This window comes from Pseudarthrobacter xylosi, assembly GCF_055412765.1.
In genome coordinates, this window is sequence record NZ_JBVAYT010000001.1 from 277605 (window position 1) to 296801 (window position 19197).

General features: G+C 65.0%; 21 protein-coding genes. 8 read left to right on the forward strand and 13 right to left on the reverse strand.

Features of this window, described 5'->3' with window-relative positions; genetic code table 11:
• Nucleotides 1-15: 15 nt before the first annotated feature.
• Nucleotides 16-621, reverse strand: a complete 606-nt coding sequence (locus ACZY1F_RS01325) for a TlpA family protein disulfide reductase (protein ID WP_463940379.1) — start codon at nucleotides 619-621, stop codon at nucleotides 16-18.
• 31 nt (nucleotides 622-652) lie between these two features.
• The gene (locus ACZY1F_RS01330) at nucleotides 653-1333 is read right to left on the reverse strand and encodes a histidine phosphatase family protein (protein ID WP_463939871.1); all 681 of its coding nucleotides are present in this window, start codon (nucleotides 1331-1333) and stop codon (nucleotides 653-655) included.
• Nucleotides 1334-1535: 202 nt separating this feature from the next.
• On the opposite strand from ACZY1F_RS01330, the gene ACZY1F_RS01335 reads away from it, so the two are divergent.
• The 3 genes from ACZY1F_RS01335 (at nucleotide 1536) to ACZY1F_RS01345 (ending at nucleotide 3947) form a co-directional block, all read left to right on the forward strand.
• Nucleotides 1536-2084, forward strand: a complete 549-nt coding sequence (locus ACZY1F_RS01335) for a YceI family protein (protein WP_463915948.1) — start codon at nucleotides 1536-1538, stop codon at nucleotides 2082-2084.
• A 106-nt stretch (nucleotides 2085-2190) separates the two neighbouring features.
• Nucleotides 2191-2892, forward strand: a complete 702-nt coding sequence (locus ACZY1F_RS01340) for a hypothetical protein (RefSeq protein WP_463939872.1) — start codon at nucleotides 2191-2193, stop codon at nucleotides 2890-2892.
• A gap of 248 nt (nucleotides 2893-3140) precedes the next feature.
• Nucleotides 3141-3947 (forward strand): MFS transporter, encoded by an 807-nt coding sequence (locus tag ACZY1F_RS01345; RefSeq protein WP_463939873.1) that lies wholly within the window; start codon nucleotides 3141-3143, stop codon nucleotides 3945-3947.
• Between the two features lie 58 nt (nucleotides 3948-4005).
• Here the strand turns inward: ACZY1F_RS01345 and ACZY1F_RS01350 are convergent, their stop codons facing one another.
• Together ACZY1F_RS01350 and ACZY1F_RS01355 are read right to left on the reverse strand one after the other, a co-directional pair.
• Nucleotides 4006-4749: a redox-sensing transcriptional repressor Rex gene (locus ACZY1F_RS01350; RefSeq protein WP_463939874.1), complete on the reverse strand. Its 744-nt coding sequence runs from the start codon at nucleotides 4747-4749 to the stop codon at nucleotides 4006-4008.
• 90 nt (nucleotides 4750-4839) lie between these two features.
• Entirely contained in the window at nucleotides 4840-5094 is a 255-nt protein-coding gene (locus ACZY1F_RS01355) for a glutaredoxin family protein (RefSeq protein ID WP_463939875.1), read from the reverse strand.
• 133 nt (nucleotides 5095-5227) lie between these two features.
• Between ACZY1F_RS01355 and ACZY1F_RS01360 the strand changes: the two genes are divergently transcribed.
• Complete coding sequence (locus ACZY1F_RS01360; protein ID WP_463915953.1) at nucleotides 5228-6046, forward strand: HAD family hydrolase; 819 nt, start codon at nucleotides 5228-5230, stop codon at nucleotides 6044-6046.
• Between the two features lie 135 nt (nucleotides 6047-6181).
• On the opposite strand, the gene ACZY1F_RS01365 is transcribed toward ACZY1F_RS01360, so the two are convergent.
• The 8 genes from ACZY1F_RS01365 to ACZY1F_RS01400 all read right to left on the reverse strand — a co-directional run bounded on the left by ACZY1F_RS01365 (nucleotide 6182) and on the right by ACZY1F_RS01400 (nucleotide 14505).
• Nucleotides 6182-6280 (reverse strand): 30S ribosomal protein bS22, encoded by a 99-nt coding sequence (locus ACZY1F_RS01365; RefSeq protein ID WP_003792170.1) that lies wholly within the window; start codon nucleotides 6278-6280, stop codon nucleotides 6182-6184.
• A gap of 156 nt (nucleotides 6281-6436) precedes the next feature.
• A complete protein-coding gene (locus ACZY1F_RS01370) occupies nucleotides 6437-6649 on the reverse strand; it encodes a helix-turn-helix domain-containing protein (RefSeq protein ID WP_463915955.1) in 213 nt (70 codons plus the stop codon).
• A gap of 143 nt (nucleotides 6650-6792) precedes the next feature.
• The gene (locus ACZY1F_RS01375) at nucleotides 6793-7899 is read right to left on the reverse strand and encodes a 3-deoxy-7-phosphoheptulonate synthase (RefSeq protein WP_463939876.1); all 1107 of its coding nucleotides are present in this window, start codon (nucleotides 7897-7899) and stop codon (nucleotides 6793-6795) included.
• A 294-nt stretch (nucleotides 7900-8193) separates the two neighbouring features.
• Nucleotides 8194-9207 (reverse strand): acetylxylan esterase, encoded by a 1014-nt coding sequence (locus tag ACZY1F_RS01380; RefSeq protein ID WP_463939877.1) that lies wholly within the window; start codon nucleotides 9205-9207, stop codon nucleotides 8194-8196.
• 145 nt (nucleotides 9208-9352) lie between these two features.
• A complete protein-coding gene (locus ACZY1F_RS01385) occupies nucleotides 9353-10852 on the reverse strand; it encodes a rhamnulokinase (RefSeq protein WP_463939878.1) in 1500 nt (499 codons plus the stop codon).
• Nucleotides 10849-12891 carry a bifunctional aldolase/short-chain dehydrogenase gene (locus ACZY1F_RS01390; RefSeq protein ID WP_463939879.1) on the reverse strand — a complete coding sequence of 681 codons (2043 nt, stop codon included), beginning with the start codon at nucleotides 12889-12891 and terminating at the stop codon, nucleotides 10849-10851. The genes ACZY1F_RS01385 and ACZY1F_RS01390 overlap by 4 nt, the downstream gene beginning before the upstream one ends.
• A 4-nt stretch (nucleotides 12892-12895) precedes the next feature.
• Nucleotides 12896-14074: an L-rhamnose isomerase gene (rhaI, locus tag ACZY1F_RS01395; protein WP_463939880.1), complete on the reverse strand. Its 1179-nt coding sequence runs from the start codon at nucleotides 14072-14074 to the stop codon at nucleotides 12896-12898.
• 74 nt (nucleotides 14075-14148) lie between these two features.
• A complete protein-coding gene (locus ACZY1F_RS01400; protein WP_463940380.1) occupies nucleotides 14149-14505 on the reverse strand; it encodes an L-rhamnose mutarotase in 357 nt (118 codons plus the stop codon).
• Between the two features lie 151 nt (nucleotides 14506-14656).
• Between ACZY1F_RS01400 and ACZY1F_RS01405 the strand changes: the two genes are divergently transcribed.
• From ACZY1F_RS01405 to ACZY1F_RS01420, 4 genes are all read left to right on the forward strand, one after another.
• A complete protein-coding gene (locus ACZY1F_RS01405) occupies nucleotides 14657-15682 on the forward strand; it encodes a LacI family DNA-binding transcriptional regulator (RefSeq protein WP_463939881.1) in 1026 nt (341 codons plus the stop codon).
• A 64-nt stretch (nucleotides 15683-15746) separates the two neighbouring features.
• A complete protein-coding gene (locus tag ACZY1F_RS01410; protein WP_463939882.1) occupies nucleotides 15747-17360 on the forward strand; it encodes an FAD-binding oxidoreductase in 1614 nt (537 codons plus the stop codon).
• Between the two features lie 28 nt (nucleotides 17361-17388).
• Nucleotides 17389-17553: a hypothetical protein gene (locus tag ACZY1F_RS01415; RefSeq protein WP_463939883.1), complete on the forward strand. Its 165-nt coding sequence runs from the start codon at nucleotides 17389-17391 to the stop codon at nucleotides 17551-17553.
• Nucleotides 17554-17692: 139 nt separating this feature from the next.
• Entirely contained in the window at nucleotides 17693-18883 is a 1191-nt protein-coding gene (locus ACZY1F_RS01420) for a Gfo/Idh/MocA family protein (RefSeq protein WP_463939884.1), read from the forward strand.
• A gap of 57 nt (nucleotides 18884-18940) precedes the next feature.
• On the opposite strand, the gene ACZY1F_RS01425 is transcribed toward ACZY1F_RS01420, so the two are convergent.
• The gene (locus ACZY1F_RS01425; RefSeq protein ID WP_463939885.1) at nucleotides 18941-19099 is read right to left on the reverse strand and encodes a hypothetical protein; all 159 of its coding nucleotides are present in this window, start codon (nucleotides 19097-19099) and stop codon (nucleotides 18941-18943) included.
• Nucleotides 19100-19197 lie beyond the last annotated feature (98 nt).

The window sequence follows — 19197 nt, forward strand, 5'->3', positions numbered from 1 at the left end:
GGTCCGGGGCCGCCGCTACTCTGCCACGGCGGCGGTGATGAGGGCTTTGAGGGTGCCCTTCTGGATTTCGCCCAGCACGCGCGAGGCCACGCGGCCCTGCTTGTCCAGGACCAGCGTGGTGGGGACCGCTCCCGGCGGGACTAGGCCGGAGACGGCCAGGAGCACGGCGCCGTTTTTGTCGTCGAAGCTGGGGTAGGTCAGGTTGAAAGTCTTGTCGAAAGCCTCTGCGGTGGCTTTTTCGTCGCGGAGGTTGACGCCGAAGAACTGCACGCCCTGGTCCTTGAAGTCCTGGTGCAGCTCTTCCAGGATCGGGGCTTCAACCCGGCAGGGTGCACAGGCGGCGAACCAGAAATTCAGGACCGTCACCTTGCCTTGGAAGTCCGCAGGGGCTATTGCGGTGCCGTTGAACAGCGTGCCATTGATGGCGATGGCAGCCTTCCGGTCCGCCGCGGTGAACTCGGTCACCGAGCCGTCTCCGGCAACGTAGTTCTTGTTGTCGCCGGCTTTTGCCTGCTTGGCGAGGGCGTCTTCCTGCGCACAGGCGGACATTCCCAGTGTCAGGGCGGCCAGGGCTGCGCCGCCGGCAGCGAGTACGGCACGGCGCGATGCGGTGCCGGCCATTGTGCGGGATATCGTTCGGTTGTCTGTCACGTCAGGCTCCGGGGGTGCTGGCGGCGCCGGGGAGGAGTGCGGCAGCGGGCTCACTGTACTCAACACGCAGGAGCGAGCCGTCGTCGTCGAAAACCAGTGAGGTGATGGACGTCAACGTGCACTCGCGTTTGCGCGGGTCATGCCACAGCGGCTTACCCTCGGCGCTGAGGCGGGTGGCCCAGATGGGGAGCTGGTGGCTGACCATGATGGCTTCCGGGCCGTCGGTGCCGTAGTCCCCGGCGGCCAGTTCGATGGCTCGGAGCCGGGCGTCCTCAACTGCTGCCCTGACGCGCGCAGCCTGTGCCTTATACGGTTCGCCCCAGGACGGCCGGAACGGGTTGACCAGATGCGGCCAGTGCTTGGGCTTCCGAAGCTCGGCCTTGGTGACCTTCATACCCTGGAAGTAGTTTTCCGCTTCGATGATGCGGCCGTCCGTGTGGATTTCCAGGCCAAGCGCCTCAGCCGTGGGAGCCGCCGTTTCCTGAGCCCTGACCAGCGGCGAAGCCGCCAAGTAGACGATCCTGGACCCGCGCGCAGCACGCTCGGCGAAGTGGTGGGCCAGCATCTGCGCCATTTCCCGGCCCAGCTCGGAGAGATGGAATTCGGGCAGCCTGCCATACAGAACGCGGTCAGGATTGTGGACCTCGCCGTGGCGGAGCAGATGGACAGTGGATTGGGGCATGTTTACCAGTTTCTCAAAGATGGCGTGCGATCCGAAATCTTCTACATCCAGTAGAACTCAATTTTTTTGAAAAATGTTCCGGGACCGGGAACAAAACATGCAAATGCATGTTTATACTGGATGCAGCGGATAGTTGAGGATTCAATAAATGAAGCGTCAAGCTATCCGGAAGTACCACCCGACAAACCCAAGGAGAAACACCATGGCTCTTCCCGCAGACGTCACCACCGGCACCTGGACCCTCGACAACTCGCACAGCGAGATCGCCTTCACCGTCCGGCACGCAGGCATCAGCAAGGTCCGCGGCCAGTTCAAGGATGCCGCGGCAACCCTGGACCTCGCCGACAATGTGGCCGATTCCAAGATCAGCGCCACCATCCAGACGGCCAGCTTCGACTCCGGCGATGTCAACCGCGACGGCCACGTGCGCGGCGAGGACTTCTTCGACGTCGAGACCTTCCCGGAAATCTCCTTCGTGTCCAACGGCCTGGTGGCCAAGGGCAACAGCTACGAGCTGACCGGGGACCTCACCATCAAGGGCGTCACCCGCCCCGTTGCCCTCGAGACCGAGTTCAACGGCGTGGCCGTGGACCCGTTCGGCCTGACCCGCGCCGGCGTCTCCGCTGAAACCACCATCAGCCGCAAGGACTTCGGCCTGACCTGGAATGCCGTACTGGAAGCCGGCGGCGTGCTGGTCAGCGACAAGGTTGCCATCAACCTGGAGCTCGCGTTCATCGCACCCGCAGCATAGTTTTTCATCCTGAAGCACCCCGGCCGCCATTCCCTGGAATCTGGCGGCCGGGGTGCTTTGTTTTGTCCCCTAGATACAGGCGGATACGCGGTCTACAGTGAGACCCATGAGCAACAGTGAAGTACCACAGCCCCAGCAGCCCCAGCAGCCCGGCGCTGACCAGCCCGGGGCCCAGCCGCCTGTGATTCAGCCGGCTGCCACTCAGCCGCCGGCCGGCAGCACTCCTCCGGCCAGCAACGTTCCTCCCGCTGGCTACCAGCCGCCGCAGGGTTACCCGCAGCCCGGCCAGGCCTACTCGCAGCCGGGCCAGCCGGGCGGCTTCCAATTTGCGATGCCCACCGACGGCCCCCACAACTTCAATGACGTTATGCCCAAGGGCGGTTTCTCCGGCATGTTCAGCGTGACCGGGCTTCCCACCGAGCTCAAGGTCTCGTACTGGATCTGGCTCATCGGCGGCATGCTGGGAGTCCTTGGTGGCCTCTTCGGACTGCTTGCCACCCTTGCACTGTTCACCGTCGCACCTGGATTGGCTGCCGTGGTCCTCCTTCTCGTCCTGGTGGCCCTCGCCTTGGCCGCGGCCCAGATTGTCCTGGTCCTGAAAATGAAAGAAGGCAAGGAGTGGGCCCGCCTGGCCCTCACAATCGTGGCCGGAGTTTCACTGGTGCTCGCCGTGATCGGCGGCAGTGTGGGCGGCAGCAGCGGGATCGGCAACAACTGGCTCGGCTTCCTCATCTCCGCCGCGGCAACCGTCCTGATGTGGCTGCCGAACTCGCAGGCCTGGTTCAACTCCGTCAAGGGACGCGCATAGCCGGATCTCACCCGGCCTGCAGGGCTGTGATGGGCGCTGAGGGCCGCGAATAGACAGCCGCGCGTGCACGAATATCCCCTGGACACAGGGTCTTGAATCAACCGGGCTGAGTTCCGCCGGAATACCTCTCTGGAATGATCCCCCGCGGCACGCGCCGGGGGTACGGTGGGAACTAAGCCGTACTGGGGGCAGGCCAGTTGGACTGCACCCAGCAGCCGAACTGACATCCGACCTGCAAAGGACCGCTCATGAGCACGCCTGTCCCGCCTCCCGTCCCGAACGAGCCCGAGCCCGGCAACCAGCCGCCAGCGCCCCGATACGGCGAGAACAGCCCGCAGTTCGGGCAGCCCACTCCCCCGGCACCGCAGTACGGGCAGAACGCCCCGCAGTACGGCCAGCAGACTCCCCCAGCGCCGCAGTACGGCCAGCAGACTCCCCCTGCCCCGCAGTACGGGCAGAACAACCCGCCGCAGTTCGGCCAGCCCACTCCTCCGCCCTATGGCCAGCAGCCGCACGGACAGTCTCCGTACGCGCAGTACCCGTCCGAACAGCCCCAGGCCGCGGGATCCAACGGGATTCCCCAGCTTGTCAACATCTCGTTCTGGCTGCTGATCGGCGCGGGTGTTGTGTATGTCATCAGCCTTCTGATGGGCATCGGCATGCTTGACGATCCTCAGATCCGGGATGCGTTCGACGATGCCATGCGTAGCAGCGGCGCCACTGGTGCCGAATTCGCGTTCGACGACTTCAAGGGCGTCATTGCCGGATCGCTCGTAGTCTTCGCGATCATCGGTGCGGGACTGTACGCACTCGTTGCCTTCTTCGTCCGCAAGGGCAAGAACTGGGCCCGTATCCTCGGCACCGTTTTCGCGGCACTGTCCATTTTCGGCCTCTTCGGACCGCCGAGCATCGGAACTCTGGGAACTCTGGCGGGGATCGCGGCCATCGTGCTGCTCTACCTGCCGGCGGCAGCACCCTATTTCCGCAGGCAGCAGGTATTCGGCAGCCCGTACGGGGCCCCGGGCACAACGCCTGGCAACCCCTACGGCCAGTAGCACCACCTAGCTCCAATCCACACCCTAACGGGCGTGGACCCCACCAGCTGCCAACGAACTAGGCGGTCTGGTCCGGGGTCTGCGCCCGTTGTGCATGATAGGCGAGGATCTGCAGCTCGGTGGCCATGTCAACCTTGCGGAGGTTGACGCCCTCGGGGACCTGGAGCATAACGGGGGCGAAGCTGAGGATGCTGTGGACGCCGGCGGCCACCACACGGTCGCACACGGCCTGCGCCACGGTGGCCGGAAGCGCCAGGACCACCATGTTGGCGCCCGTCCGCTGCAGCACGGCCTCCATGTCCGCGGCGTCGCTGACGCGCAGCCAGCCCACCTCATTGCCCACCACCATCTGGTCGGCGTCGAAAATTGCCACCACGTCAAAGCCGCGGGACTCGAAGCCGCCGTAGCGGGCCAGGGCCTTGCCCAGGTTACCCGCGCCAACAATGGCGACCTTCCAGTCATGGGTCAGCCCCAGGGCTGCGGAGATGTGGCGGCTGAGGTACTGCACTTCGTAGCCCACGCCGCGTGTGCCGTAGGAACCCACATAGGAAAGGTCCTTGCGCAGGGTTGACGAGCTCACACCCGACGCTTCTGCCAGGGATTCGGATGACACGCGTTCGACGCCGTCTGACAGCAGCGAGTTAAGGGCGCGCAGGTAGATGGTCAGCCGCGCCACTGCCGCGGGCGGTATCTGCTTGGCGGCCTCTGCGCCGTGCAGAGGCCGGGTACCATGGCCAGGCGGTGTTCCCTGGACATCCTCTGCACCTTGGACAGCCTGGGAAGATGAATCCAGTGATGTCACTATCCCCTCCATCCCATCGCGTCGTGAGTCCACTCTAGAGCCCCGCCGCCGGTGCCAACAAAGCCTGTGTCATTCTGCGAGGCCGCTGTCCTATTGGGCCATGGCGCGTTGAAGGACGCGCTCCAGCCGGGCTTCGTCGATCTTCCAGAAATCGCGTTGGATTCCATCCACCAGGACCACGGGGATTTCCTCCGCATAGCGCTCACGCAGTTCCGGCAGCTCATCCACCAACTGTTCCGTCCACCCAAGTCCCAGCAAGGCAGTAACGCGCCCGACGGCGTCGCGCGCGTCTGCGCACAGGTGACAGTCTGCTTTGGTGATGAGCACTACCTCGGGTTTTGCCATGTATTAACCGTAACGCCCTTAAGGGCAGAGAACGGGGCAGAGGGCAGGAGCCGTGGGCGGGGCCCGCGGCGGCGCGGGCGGCGGGCACGGGCACTGAATTCCCGGTCACCGACTATTGACTAGACTCGTGGACATGCCCGAGGAGAAGTACGTCGCTGTGGTGACCCAGCCGGATGCGTTGATGCAGACCGGCGAAGCCGCCTTTTTCGACGTCGATAACACCCTCATGAAGGGCGCCAGCCTTTTCCATGTTGCCCGCAAGATGCACCAGCGCGGCGCCTTTACCCTGACGCAGGCTGCGGGGTTCGCGTGGAAGCAGTTTAAGTTTGTGGCCCGCGGCGAGAACATGGACGACGTCCACGCCGTCCGAGATTCCGCCCTCACGCTCGCAGCCGGCATCACCGTGGAAGACGTCAAGGCCTTGGGCGAAGAGGTCTACGACGAAATGATCGCGTCCAGGATCTGGCCCGGGGCCAAGGCACTGGCGCAGCAGCACCTCCGAGTGGGCCGGCGGGTATGGCTGGTCACCGGAACCCCCATTGAGGTCGCCGCGGTCATTTCCACGAGGCTGGGCCTGACCGGAGCCTTGGGCACGGTTGGCGAGGTTGCCGACGGCATGTACACCGGCCGTCTGGTGGGTGACATCCTGCACGGCGCGGCCAAGGCTGTGGCTGTCCGGGAACTGGCCGACACTGAAGGCCTGGACCTCAAGCGCTGCTGGGCCTACAGCGACTCATACAACGACATCCCGCTGCTGACCCTGGTAGGGCACCCGGTAGCCATCAACCCCGATGCCAGGCTCCGCCGCCACGCACGGGACAACAACTGGCCGGTCTACGATTTCCGTTCCGGCCGCCGCGCCGCCACCCTTGGGCTGAAGGCAGCAACGGCCGGCGGCGCCGTGTACGGTCTCTGGCGCGGATACTCCCGGATGCGCGGCCCCCGAGCTTAGGCACCCAACTAGGTAGCAGTACATGTCCTTATGAGAGTTCATTGCGACATCTACTGCTACTCAGTTGCGGGGGCGCACAAAAAAATGCCCGCTGCCTGGAAGGCAACGGGCATTTTCACGCTTGGCGAAGTATCTCTACTTCTTATTGCGGCGCTGGTGACGGGTCTTACGAAGCAACTTGCGGTGCTTCTTCTTGGCCATACGCTTGCGACGCTTCTTAATAACTGAACCCACGAAAGTTCCTCACAAACTAGATGCAGTACCTGTCTGATGAAAAGGTCCGTGGACAGAGCTACAGAACTGAAACAACTGACAGATTCTTACAATGACGTAAAACGTTCCTTAACAGGGTACCGCTTCTTGGCGATGCCCACTGACCGCAGGTAATGCTCAGGCGGTTTCGGTGTGCCCGTCCACCACAGCACCCTTGAGGTACTGCTCGACGGCGTTCTCTGGCACCCGGTACGACCGGCCGAACCGCACCGCCGGCATTTCGCCTGAGTGGACCAACCGATAGACGGTCATCTTGGAGACGCGCATGACCTCGGCCACTTCGGCGACGGTCAGGAACTTCGCGTTCGAGAAGTTCTGAGCTGCGGACATTTCCCTATTCCTTTGCTGATGGATGACGACAGTAACCCCAGCTGTGTTTCATTTTCGGTGTGCCGATGCTGAGCCATCCACCAACCATGTGTTAGATACTCTAGAGGTTCATGGGGCTGTAGTGAAAGTCATCCGGGCAATCATTAAGCGGACCGGCGCTTCCGGGCGGACGCCGCGAGCTGATCGAGGACCGAAACAGATACGTCCCAATCCATGCACGCGTCCGTGACGCTCTGGCCGTAGACCAGTTCCGCCCGGCCCGCCGCGTGCTCGGAGACATCCAGGTTCTGGGCACCGCCCACCAGGAAGCTTTCCAGCATGACGCCTGCGATGGCCTGTGCCGCCTCACCGCCGTCTTCCAGCTGCGCGCCGATTTCCAGTGCCACCTCCGCCTGCCGGTGGTGGCTCTTGCCGCTGTTGGCATGGCTGGCGTCCACGATCAGCCGGGGGTTGAGCCCCTTGCCGGCGAGCTTGGCAGAGGCGCTTTCGACGTCGGCCACTGAGTAGTTGGGCCCTTTACGTCCACCGCGGAGGATGACGTGGGTGTCCGGGTTTCCGGCGGTGGCCACCAACGCGGCCCGGCCGTCGCCGTCGATCCCCAGAAATGCCTGGGCGGCAGCGGCGGCGCCGCATGCGTCGAGCGCGACCTGGAGGTCGCCGTCGGTCCCGTTCTTGAATCCGATGGGCATGGAGAGCCCGGAGGCAAGTTGGCGGTGGATCTGGCTTTCGGTGGTGCGGGCACCGATGGCTCCCCAGGAGATCAGGTCCGCCATGTACTGGGGGCTGATGGGTTCCAGGAATTCGGTGGCGGTGGGCAGCCCCAGCGCGGTGACCTGCTGCAGGAACTCCCTGGCAGTCCGGAGCCCCGTGACCATGTCGTGGCTGCCGTCCAGGCGCGGATCGTTGATCAGGCCCTTCCAGCCCACCGTTGTGCGGGGCTTTTCGAAGTACGTGCGCATCACGATCAGGAGGTCGTTACGGTGCTTTTCTGCTTGGCTGACCAGCCGGCGGGCGTATTCGAGCCCTGCCTTGGGATCGTGGATGGAGCAGGGGCCCACGATGACCAGCAGCCTGTCGTCCACGCCGTCCATGATGGCCCGGACTTCGTCGCGGCCACGCTCGACGACGTCCGTCACCCGGGCGTCCATGGGCAGCTCGGCGATGAGCTCCTGGGGCGTGGGCAGCGACGTGAATTCGCTGACGCGCAGATTGGACGTGGATTTTGAGGGAGTGGCTGTCGCGGTGCTCATGTTCGGGTCCTGTTCCAGATAGGAAAGCGGGCCCAGGTCAGAACCCGCCGGAGAAATGGCGAAGGGCAGAGAATGATCTCTGCCCTGTTGGCTCTGAAGGAAGATGGATGCGTGTCAGTTAGACGCGGGCTCCTCCAGAGCCAACGAAAAATACGCATACCAACGGTTTGTCATAGGCAAACCATAGCCGGGCGCTGCTACGGCCGCAAAATCGTGGCCGTAACGTTGCGCGGACCGGCAGATAACACCCCCAAATCCCGCTGGAAGCGTCACTATCTGCCAGTTCGCGCGGCGTCAGCCCAGGAGCTTGCGGAGGTACTGCAGCTGCCTGATCCAGTGGTGCTCCTGGCCGCCCTCGTGGTTGTTGAACCGGTAGACCTCGATGTCCTTTTGTGCCGCGGATTGTGCCGCGGCGTCAACGCCGTACGCATTGAAGCTGGCGAACACCGTGGATGGCGGGCAGACATCGTCCATCTGCGCCACCGAGTACAGGGCAGGCACGCTGGCTGCCCGGGCCAGGTTGACGCCGTCGAAATAGTTCAGGACCGCGAGCATGGGCTCATACCTGTCCCGGTGCCTGCCCAGGAAAGCCGCGATTTCCGGGTACGGGCCGCGGGCCGCGATGTCGATGGACCTGGGGAAGTCCTGCAGGAAGGGGACGTCGGGCAGCGCGGCGATGACGCCGTCGAGCCTTCCCGCCACCAGCCCGGCAACCGCCACCACAATGCCGCCGCCCTGGCTGACTCCGGCCAGGACCACGCGCGACGCGTCCACCTCGGGGTGGGACTGCGCCGCTTCCACCGCACGGAACGCGTCCACGTACACCCGGCGGTAGTAGTAGTCCTCGCGGCTGCCTGCTCCCCTGGTCATGAGCCCCGCGTAGGCCACCTCGCCCGCCGACGGGTGGGGATCGGCTGTCTCGCCGAGGATCCCGCCGTAGCCCTGCCCGCGGGTGTCCATGATGAAGTGCGCATAGCCTGCCTGGGCCCATTTGGTGTCCTGGTTCACCAGTCCGCGGCCGCCCGAGTAACCGATGTACTGCACAACGACGGGCAGCGGGGTCCCTGCACGCCGGTTCGCCGGGACGTGCAGCCAGCCCTTGATCGGTGAGCCGCCGTAGCCTGCGAACGTGACGTCGAAGGTGTCGATGACTGACAAGTGGTTCTCCACCGGCTCGAACGTTGCGTTGAGCGGGAACGTCCGGGCCTCGTCGAGGGTGGCGTCCCAGAACTCCTGCAAATCGGCGGGTGGTGTGATCCTCGAGGTGTAGCCGCGGAGCTGTTCAAGGGGAAGGTCGAAGAGGGGCATGCTGCTGTCCGGTCCTGTCTCGTCGGGTTGCTATCGGAGATCCTACGTCACACCATCCAATCGCGGGACCCCTCTTGACACGAAAGGACACTCGGGCCCCTGCGGCTGGGGCCTCAACTGTCCGTTCGCGCTGGGGTCGCGGTGGTTACAGCCGCGAGAGCTGCGGAGTAAAGGTCTGCAGCTCCTGCGATGACACCACCAGCCGGCGCAGTTCCCTGAGCCCTCCGCTGACGCGCCCGGCTGCCCTGGCCTGGACCAGGACATTCCCGACGGCGGTCGCTTCCACTGGCCCGGCCACCACTTTTTTGCCGGTGGTGTCTGCCGTGAGCTGGCAGAGGAGCCTGTTCTGGGAGCCGCCGCCCACCACGTGCACCACGTCCACGGTGCGGTCTGCCAGGCGTTCGGCGTCCGCGATGGCCCGAGCGTAGCCTGAGGCGAGGCTGTCCATGATGCAACGTGTGATCGCCGCGGGGTCATCCGGCAGGAGGTCCCCGGTGTGGCGGAGCGTGGCGCGGATGCGGTGGGGCATGTTGTCCGGGGCGATGAAGGCGGAATCGTCCGGATTGATCTGCGGGCCGCCCGGGGGCAGTGCCGCGGCGGCGTCGAGCAGATTAGTGAGTTCCGGGCTGTAGCCTTCGGCGGCCCAGGTCCGCTGGCATTCGCTCAGGAGCCAGAGCCCGCCCATGTTGCGCAGGTAGCGGATGGTGCCGTCCACGCCGCGCTCGTTGGTGAAGTTCGCTTCCTGGCTGGCTTCGGTCAGGACCGGGTGGTTCAGTTCCAGCCCCACCAGCGACCACGTTCCGGAGGAGATGTAGGCGAAGTTGTCCTCCTGGGCGGGGACGGCCGCGACGGCGGAGGCGGTGTCGTGCGAGCCGACGGCCACCACCTTGGTGCCGGCCGGCAGTCCCACCCGGGCTGCGATCTTCGGCAGCAGGGCGCCCACGGTTTCGCCGGGTTCGATCAGCGCCGGGAACAGCTTTTTGGGCAGGCCCAGGGCGGTGAGGAACCCGGTGGCCCACTCCCCCGCGACGGCGTCAAAGAGACCCGTGGTGGAGGCGTTGGTGGATTCCGTGCGGCGGACCCCGGTGAGCAGGAACGCGATGAGGTCCGGGATGAGCAGCGCCTGCAGCCCCTTCAAGTCCGGCTCGGTGGCGAGCTGGTAGAGGGTGTTGAATTGCAGGAACTGCAGCCCGGTGGTGGCGTAGAGCCGGGCAGGGTCCAATTTCCGGTGAACAGGCGCGACGGCGGCACGGCTGCGGTCGTCGCGGTAACTGTACGGCTGCGCGACGAGTTCGCCCGCGGCGTTGACCAGGCCGTAGTCCACCGCCCAGGTGTCGATCCCGATGCTGGTGATGGTTTCGTCCTGCAGCGCCGCCACAGTGGCGGCGGCGCTCAGGCCCGCGAGGACCTCGGCGAACAGGGCATCGAAATCCCAGCGGAGGCCGCCGTCGAGCTCCACCACACCGTTGGGGAACCGGTGCACCGTTTCCAGCTCCACGCTCTCACCGTCCTTGATCCGGCCGAGGATGACCCGGCCGGAAGAGGCGCCGATGTCGACGGCGGCGAAAACGCCGCGGGGATCAGCGGCGGACACCACCCCGGCCGTGGCCGGGCGGGTGTCCGCGGCTGAGGCGGTTGTGCTCATCGGAGGAAGGCTGCTGCCACCCCGGCGTCCACGGGGATGTGGAGTCCGGTGGTGTGGGACAGTTCGTTGCTTGTGAGGACGGCGGCGGCGTTGGCCACGTGCTCGGGCAGGACTTCGCGTTTGAGCAAGGTCCGCTGGGCGTAGTACTTGCCCAGTTCCTGCTCGTCCACACCATAGACGGCGGCGCGCTTGGCACCCCAGCCGCCGGCGAAGATACCGGAGCCGCGGACCACGCCGTCGGGGTTGATGCCGTTGACCCGGATACCATATTCGCCCAGCTCGGCCGCGAGGAGCCGGACCTGGTGGGCTTGGTCGGCCTTCGTGGCGGAGTAGGCGATGTTGTTCGGGCCCGCGAACACGGAGTTCTTCGAGGAGATGTAGATGATGTCCCCGCCCATGTCCTGGTCAATCATGACCTTCGCCGCGGCCTTGGACACCAGGAAGGAGCCCTTGGCCATGACGTTGTGCTGGATGTCCCAGTCCTTTTCGGTGGTTTCCAACAGCGGCTTGGAGATGGACAGGCCCGCGTTGTTGACCACCAGGTCCAGCCCGCCGAACGCGAGCACGGCTTCCTGGATCGCGGCCGCGATCTGGGCTTCGTCGGTGACGTCCGCCTGGACGCCGATGGCGACGTCCGCGCCGCCGAGTTCCGCGGCGACGGCCTGGGCGCTCTCAAGGTTCAGGTCGGCAATGACGACGCACGCGCCGTCGGACGCCAACCGGGTGGCAATCGCCTTGCCGATGCCCGACGCCGCACCGGTGACCAGCGCGATGCGGGAAGCGTGCGACTTGGGCTTGGGCAGCCGGGCGAGCTTGGCTTCCTCGAGTGACCAGTATTCGATCCGGAACTTCTCGGACTCCTCGATCGGGGCGTAGGTGGAGACCGCCTCCGCGCCCCGCATCACGTTGATCGCGTTGAGGTAGAACTCGCCGGCAACGCGGGCGGTCTGCTTGTTCGCGCCGTACGAGAACATGCCCACGCCCGGGACCAGCACGATGGCCGGGTCCGCGCCGCGCAGCGCCGGTGACTCCGGAGTCGCGTGGCGGTCATAGTACGCCTGGTAGTCCTCGCGGTAGGCGGTGTGGAGTTCCTTCAACCGGGCCACCGAGTCCTCGATAGAGGCATCGGCGGGCAGGTCCAGGATCAGCGGCTTGACCTTGGTCCGCAGGAAATGATCCGGGCAGGACGTGCCCAGCGCGCCCAGACGTGGGTGCTCGGCAGCTGCCAGGAAATCAAGCACGACGGCGTCATCACTGAAGTGCCCCAGCTGCGGTTTGTCCGTGGAGGCCAGGCCGCGGATCACCGGGGCGAGTGCGGCGGCTTTCGCGCGCCTTTCTGCCTCCGGCAGCGCACCGTAGCCGGCCAGCATGGGCCCGAACGGTTCGGCCGTGCCGTTGTCCTCGATGTACTTCTCGGCCTGTTCGATGATCCAGAGCGAGTTCTGTTCTGCTTCTTCGGACGTGGCGCCCCAGGCAGTGATGCCGTGGCCGCCCAGGATGGTGCCGATGGCCTGCGGGTTGGCATCCTTGATCGCGGCGATGTCCAGCCCAAGCTGGAAACCAGGCCGGCGCCAAGGAACCCAGAGGACCTTGTGGCCGAAGATCTTGGAGGTCAGGGCCTCCCCGTCCACGGCCGTGGCAATCGCGATCCCGGAATCCGGGTGCAGGTGATCCACGTGAGCCGCGTCCACGAGGCCGTGCATGGCGGTATCGATGGACGGCGCCGCGCCGCCCTTGCCGTGCAGGCAGTAATCAAAAGCAGCCACCATTTCGTCTTCACGCTCAACACCCGGGTACACGTTCTTCAGGGCGTTCAGCCGGTCGAGGCGCAGCACCGCGAGGTTCCCGGCCGTCAGCGTGCCAAGATCCCCGCCGGAGCCCTTGACCCAGAGCAGCTGGACGTCCTCACCGGTGACCGGGTCCTTTTCGCTGCCCTTGGCCGAGGTGTTGCCGCCGGCGAAGTTGGTGTTCCGTTTGTCCGCACCGAGGCGGTTGGAGCGGTTAATCAGGTCTTCAACAGTCATATTGGTGTTAGTCATGCTCTTATGCGCCCCATCCGGCTTGCTGGCCGCCGACGCGGTCCTCGTTGATCTGTTTCTGGTAGCCGCTGGCCTTGAACGCGGCCATCGGGTCCGCGGGCAGGCCGCGGGCTTCGCGCCAGTCGGCCAGGACGGGCCGGACATCGGTGTAGAAGGCATCGTTGAAGACGCCGTTGGCGGCCAGGACGTCGCCGGTGCGCTGGGCCTCACCCAGGGCAGCGGTGTCCACGAGCAGGGCGCGGGCCGTCATTTCCTGCACGTTCAGGACCGAGCGGATCTGGCCGGGGATCTTCTCCTCCAGGTTGTGGCACTGGTCCAACATCAAGGCCACGTGTGAATTCTCTCCTGCGGACGTGCCGAAGCCGCCGCCGCGGATCACCTCGTACATGATCCGGAACAGCTGGAACGGATCCGCTGCCCCCACGATCAGGTCATCGTCGGCGTAGAAGCGGGAGTTGAAGTCGAAGGACCCCAGTTTGCCCAGGCGCAGCAGCTGCATCACGATGAACTCGATGTTGGTGCCCGGGGCGTGGTGGCCGGTGTCCAGGCAGACCAACGCCTTCTCCCCCAAAGCCAAGGTCTGCGCGTAGGAGGTACCCCAGTCCGGAACATCGGTGTGGTAAAAAGCCGGCTCGAAGAACTTGTACTCCAGGACCAGGCGCTGGTTCTCGCCCAGGCCCGCATAGATCTCCTGCAGCGATTCGGCCAGACGGTCCTGGCGGCCGCGAAGATCGTCCTGGCCCGGGTAGTTGGTGCCGTCCGCGAGCCAGATCTTCAGGTCCTGCGAGCCCGTGGCGTGCATGATCTCGATGCACTCCAGGTGATGGGCGATGGCCCGGCGCCGCACTGACTCGTTCGAGGACGTCAGGGAACCGAACTTGTACTCGTCATCCTGGAACGTGTTGGAGTTGATGGTGCCCAGGCCCACGCCGAGACCAGCCGCGTACTCCTTGAGCGCGGCGTAGTCGTCCACCTTGTCCCAGGGAATGTGCAGGGCCACCGTGGGGGCAAGACCGGTCAGCTCGTGCACCTTGGCCGCATCCGCGATCTTCTCCTGCACGGTCCGCGGGGTACCCGGCGTGCCGAACACCTTAAAGCGCGTGCCTGAATTGCCATAAGCCCACGAAGGGACCTCGATGGCAAGCTCCCCGAGCCTGCCCAGCGCCGTTGCTACGTCATTCATGTTGGTTCTTCCCGGTCTTTAGTGGTGTGGTCTTTGGTGATGTGGTTTTACGGCCTGGCCAAGGGGCCAGCGCGTCAGCTGCTGGTGGACTCCGCCGCCGCCAGCTGGTGGTCAAGGTTGAAGACTTCCTCAAGGACCTGGAACCCTTCGTCGGGCGCCTGGTCCGGGTTGTCCGGGTTGTCAAAAAGGGAGGCCATCTCCGCCTGCCAGCGGGTGTTGACCTCGGTCAGCGCCATCCGCGCCCGGACGGCGTCGAAATCGTCGCATTCGAGGTAGCCCACCAGGAGCCCGTCCTCGCCCAGGAAGAGCGAGTAGTTGTTCCAGCCCGCGTCTTCCAGCGCACGGAGCATCTCCGGCCACACGGCAGCATGCCGGCGCCGGTATTCGTCGATCAGCCCTGGCTGGACCGAGGAGCGGAAACACACCCTCATCTGCAACTCTCCTGAATTTTCCATGCTTTGAATCGTTTCATTGTTACGATTCAAAGTACTCTTGAAGTCAAGTAGGTGTCAAGCAATTTCCAGACCACAATCCGGGGACTACGGGAAAAGTGCTGCACGCGGCATATCAGCACGGAGAATCATGAATCGCTCAGCCAGCATCAAGGACGTCGCAAACCACGCCAGCGTTGCAGTGGGCACGGTCTCCAATGTCCTGAACTACCCGGACCGGGTTTCCCAACGGACCAAGGAGCGGGTCCTGCGGGCCATCGACGAGCTGGGCTTCGTCCGGAACGATGCCGCCCGCCAGCTGCGCGCCGGCCACAGCCGCACCATCGGGCTGATTGTCCTCGATGTAGGCAACCCGTTCTTCACGTCAGTGGTGCGGGCCGCCGAAGACGCCGCGGCACTCCAGGGCAGCGCCGTGCTCCTCGGCGACAGCGGCCACAACGCCAGCCGGGAATCCAATTACATAGATCTGTTCCAGGAACAGCGCGTCCAGGGGCTGCTCATCTCCCCCGTCGGCGACGTCACCGACCGCCTCGACCAACTACGTGAGCGCGGCGTGCCCACCGTCCTGGTGGACCGGCTCGCCGATGAGAGTAAGTACAGCTCCGTCTCAGTGGACGACGACGCCGGCGGTTACCTCGCTGCCCGGCACCTGCTGGACACCGGCCGCCGTCGGCTCGCCTTTGTGGGTGGCCCCACCTCGATCCGCCAGGTGGCGGACCGCCTGCAGGGCGCGCAGCGCGCCGTGAAGGAGGAACCGGACGCAACGCTGGAGGTCTTGGATTCAGACGGCCAGACTGTGCTGGCCGGCCGGAGCGTGGGCAACATGCTCGTGGAGCGTGGGGACCTGCCGGACGGCATCTTCTGTGCCAACGATCTGCTGGCACTGGGCGTGATGCAGTCCCTGACCATGACCCACACTGTGAGGATTCCCGAGGACATCGCACTGATCGGCTACGACGACATCGACTTCTCTGTCTCGGCCGTGGTCCCGCTCTCCTCCATCCGGCAGCCCACCGAAGCATTGGGGCGCACGGCCATCGAACTATTGGCCGAGGAACTTGAGTCCAACACTCCAAAGCACCGGGCCGTCATCTTCACCCCCGAACTGGTGGTCCGGCAGAGCACCGCCCCGGCGAAGGGATCCTCCGCCGGCTAGGGATCTCGGCTCCGAGCAGTCCCGGATTCGAGCAGTCCCGGAGCAACCCTCGGCTTTTAACGACGTGGCCGGCCTGGACGACGGCACCATGTGGCCAACCGCCTTCGCCCTCACCGAGCTCACCGCCGAGGACGAGACAAGGATCAGCGAGCTGGTGACGAAGGCGGTCAGCGAGCGGTTCAGCCTGCCGGTGGGCCAGAGCACCCCTGCTCCCGCAATTTGCTCTTGCCAGTTAGTGCCAACGGTGGGACTCTGCTGGAAGAGCGAGAGGTCCGTGAGTCCCATGGCACAAAGCACGGAGATCGACGGCGTTGCAGTCGATGAATTACAGACATCCTTTCGGGGCGACCTCGTCCGGCCGGCTGACGCTGGTTATGATGAGCGCCGCAAGGTGTGGAACGGATCGATTGATCGCCATCCGGCACTCATAGCCCGCTGCACCGGCGTCGCAGACGTGCGGGCTGCCATCCGGTTCGCCCGTTCGCGCGACCTATTGGCCGCCGTGCGCGGAGGCGGTCACAGCTTCCCCGGGCTGTCAGTGTGCGACGACGGTATGCTCATCGATCTCGGGCCCATGAAGGGCATCCGGGTGGACCCCGAGGCTCGGACGGTCCGCGTCCAGGCCGGCGTGCTGCTGGGTGAACTCGATCGCGAGACGCAGGAGTTCGGGCTCGCCGTCCCGTCGGGAATCGTCACGCATACCGGGGTTGCGGGCCTCACGCTGGGCGGCGGCATCGGCTGGGTCATGCGCAAGCACGGACTCACCATTGACCAGCTGCTGTCCGTGGACGTGGTCACCGCAGACGGCGAACTGGTCAGGGCCAGCGAGGATCAGAACGCCGATCTCTTCTGGGGCGTGCGGGGCGGAGGCGGCAACTTCGGCATCGTCACCGACTTCGAGTTCCGGCTGAACTCCGTGGGTCCATACGTTATGGCCGGTCCGGTCTTCTGGCCGATGGAAGATGCCCCCGAAGTGCTCCGCTTTTACCGGGACTGGATCGCAGACTGCCCCGACGAGCTCATGACCATCGCCGTGCAGCGGAGGGCCCCAGCACTGCCGATCGTCCCGCCCGATCTAGTGGGCAAGCGCGTCCTTGCGGTCACGGCCTGCTTCGCAGGTCCGGTCGAGGAGGGCGAACGGGTCCTGCGGCCGCTCAAGGAATTCGGTTCGCCCGTGCTCGACTTTTGCCGGCCCAAGCCATTCCTGGAGCATCAAAGGACGTTTGATCCGTCGTTCCCGCACGGCTGGCACTACTACGTCAGGTCTTGCGACGTCGCGGCCCTCAGCGACGACGTCATCGACATCATGGCAGATTACGGCGCCAACATTACCTCGCCAGTCACCAGCGTCGCCCTGTGGCAGATGGGCGGTGCGGTTGGAAGGATCGACGACGGCGCTACCGCCTTCAACGGCCGCCAGGCCGGGTTCACGTTCAACATCAACGGCAACAGCAAGACCGCCGACGGCTTCGATGCCGAGCGCCAGTGGGCCCGGGACTATTGGTCAGCCCTGGCGCCCCACCACACCAGCGTCTACGTGAACTTCCTCATGGAAGAGGGCGAGGAACGCGTCAGGCATGCATACGGCGCCGCCAAGTACGACCGACTCAAGGCACTCAAGCAGAAATACGACCCAACGAACTTCTTCAGGCTCAACCAGAACATCAGGCCTGACTGATGACCTTGCTATTGGATCGGAGAACGTCATGCTCAAAAACCTGCTCTGCAAGATGAACCTGCGCCACGATTGGCACATCGAAACCACGGACGACGGCGGCCGCTACCGGCGCTGCCAAAACTGCGGCAAATACCAGGAGGGTGGCTCCGGCGGCAGGAACGGCAACTGGGCAGCGCCGCTGGGCATGGGATAAGTCGCCTGCGCCAACCGGCTTGCTGAAGAGGCCCCTGCGCCGCAAGACGGACTGGACTATCACCCTGGCCATGCCGCACACTGGAACCGGGAAAGCGCTTGCCCAACCTTAATGCCCCTTAGGGCCGGAACGGAGCCACATGGCAAAACCACCTTCAGCCGCTTCACAGTCTGGCCAGTCCGCTCCAGCGGCGAGGGTGGCGTTGGTAGGCGTCCACGGCTTCGGCGCCCACCACCTCGGCAACCTCGAAAGGCTGCAGGCGACCGGCGTCGTCGAGCTTGTAGCGGTAGCCGATCCGCAGCCGCCGGAACCGGGGTCTGTGCCGGTAACAGCCGCCGTGTTCCCTGGGCTCACGGAACTCCTGGCGGGCACGCAGGACCTGGACGTGATCATCGTGGCCACTCCCATCCAGACCCACGCCCCGCTGGGACTCGCCGCTCTGGCCACCAGCGCCGACCTCTATCTGGAGAAGCCCCCGGTCGCGTCGCTGGCGGATTTCAACATGCTGCGCGAGGCTGCGCAGGCGTCCGGGCACAGCGTGCAGATCGGCTTTCAGAGCCTGGGCTCGCACGCCCTTGCGGCCATCGGGGAACTCCTGGCCGACGGCACCATCGGTACCCTCGAGGGCATCTCTTCAACCGGCCGCTGGGTGCGCAACCGGGCGTATTTCAAGCGCTCCCGCTGGGCCGGAAAGCGAAGCATTGACGGCATCGATGTTGTTGATGGAGTGGCCACCAACCCGCTGGCCCACGCCGTGGCAACCGCCCTTCGGATGGCCGGCGCCCGGACCACCGCGGATGTTGCGTCCGTGGAAACCGACCTGTACCGCGCCAACGACATCGAATCCGACGACACGTCCGTAATCCGCATCCGGACCGCGGCGGGACTGCCCATCACATGCGCCCTGACCATCTGCGCCAGCGAATCCGTGGAACCGTATGTCACCCTGCAAGGCTCGACTGGCACAGCAGTGTTCCACTACACCGAGGACCGCCTGGTGGTGAGCACTCCAACAGGCCAGACGGAGAAGATGTACGGCCGGGACGATCTCACCGCGAACCTGATTGCACACCGCAACGAAGATGCCCCGCTGATCAGCTCCATCACGGACAGCGGCGCCTTTATGCTGGTCCTCGAAGCAATCCGGACGGCACCTGCACCCAAGCCGATTGACCCGCAGTACCTGCGCTGGGAAGGCGATGGCGACGCGGCACACGCCGTGGTGGTGGGGATCGAAGAGGCCTTGGAGCGTGCTGCCCGGGAGCACGCCACCTTCAGCGAACTCGGAGTGCCCTGGGCCGTTTCAGCACTGCCGGCCCCGCTTAGCTGAGGGAGCCCTTGATTTTCCTCGATCGATTTCTTCGCCGCTTCCTGCGGGGAGATTCTGTTAAAGTGCATTGCCAGGGATGCGGCGGTCTGCCAGCCCAATTTCGCCGGCTTCGACACTGTTCGCCAGGAAGTCGATGAACTTCTGGGTCGGCCGGATGCTTGGACCGCGAACTGTCGGACCAGAGCTGGATGCCTTGTAGAACTGCTGGGCGTTCATGGCGCAGCCCTCGACGCTCGGCGGACGGTGGATCTTCAGCGCTTGCCCTGATGTGCGCCGCACCACGCGTCAAGAACTCACACAAACTTACTTTTCCT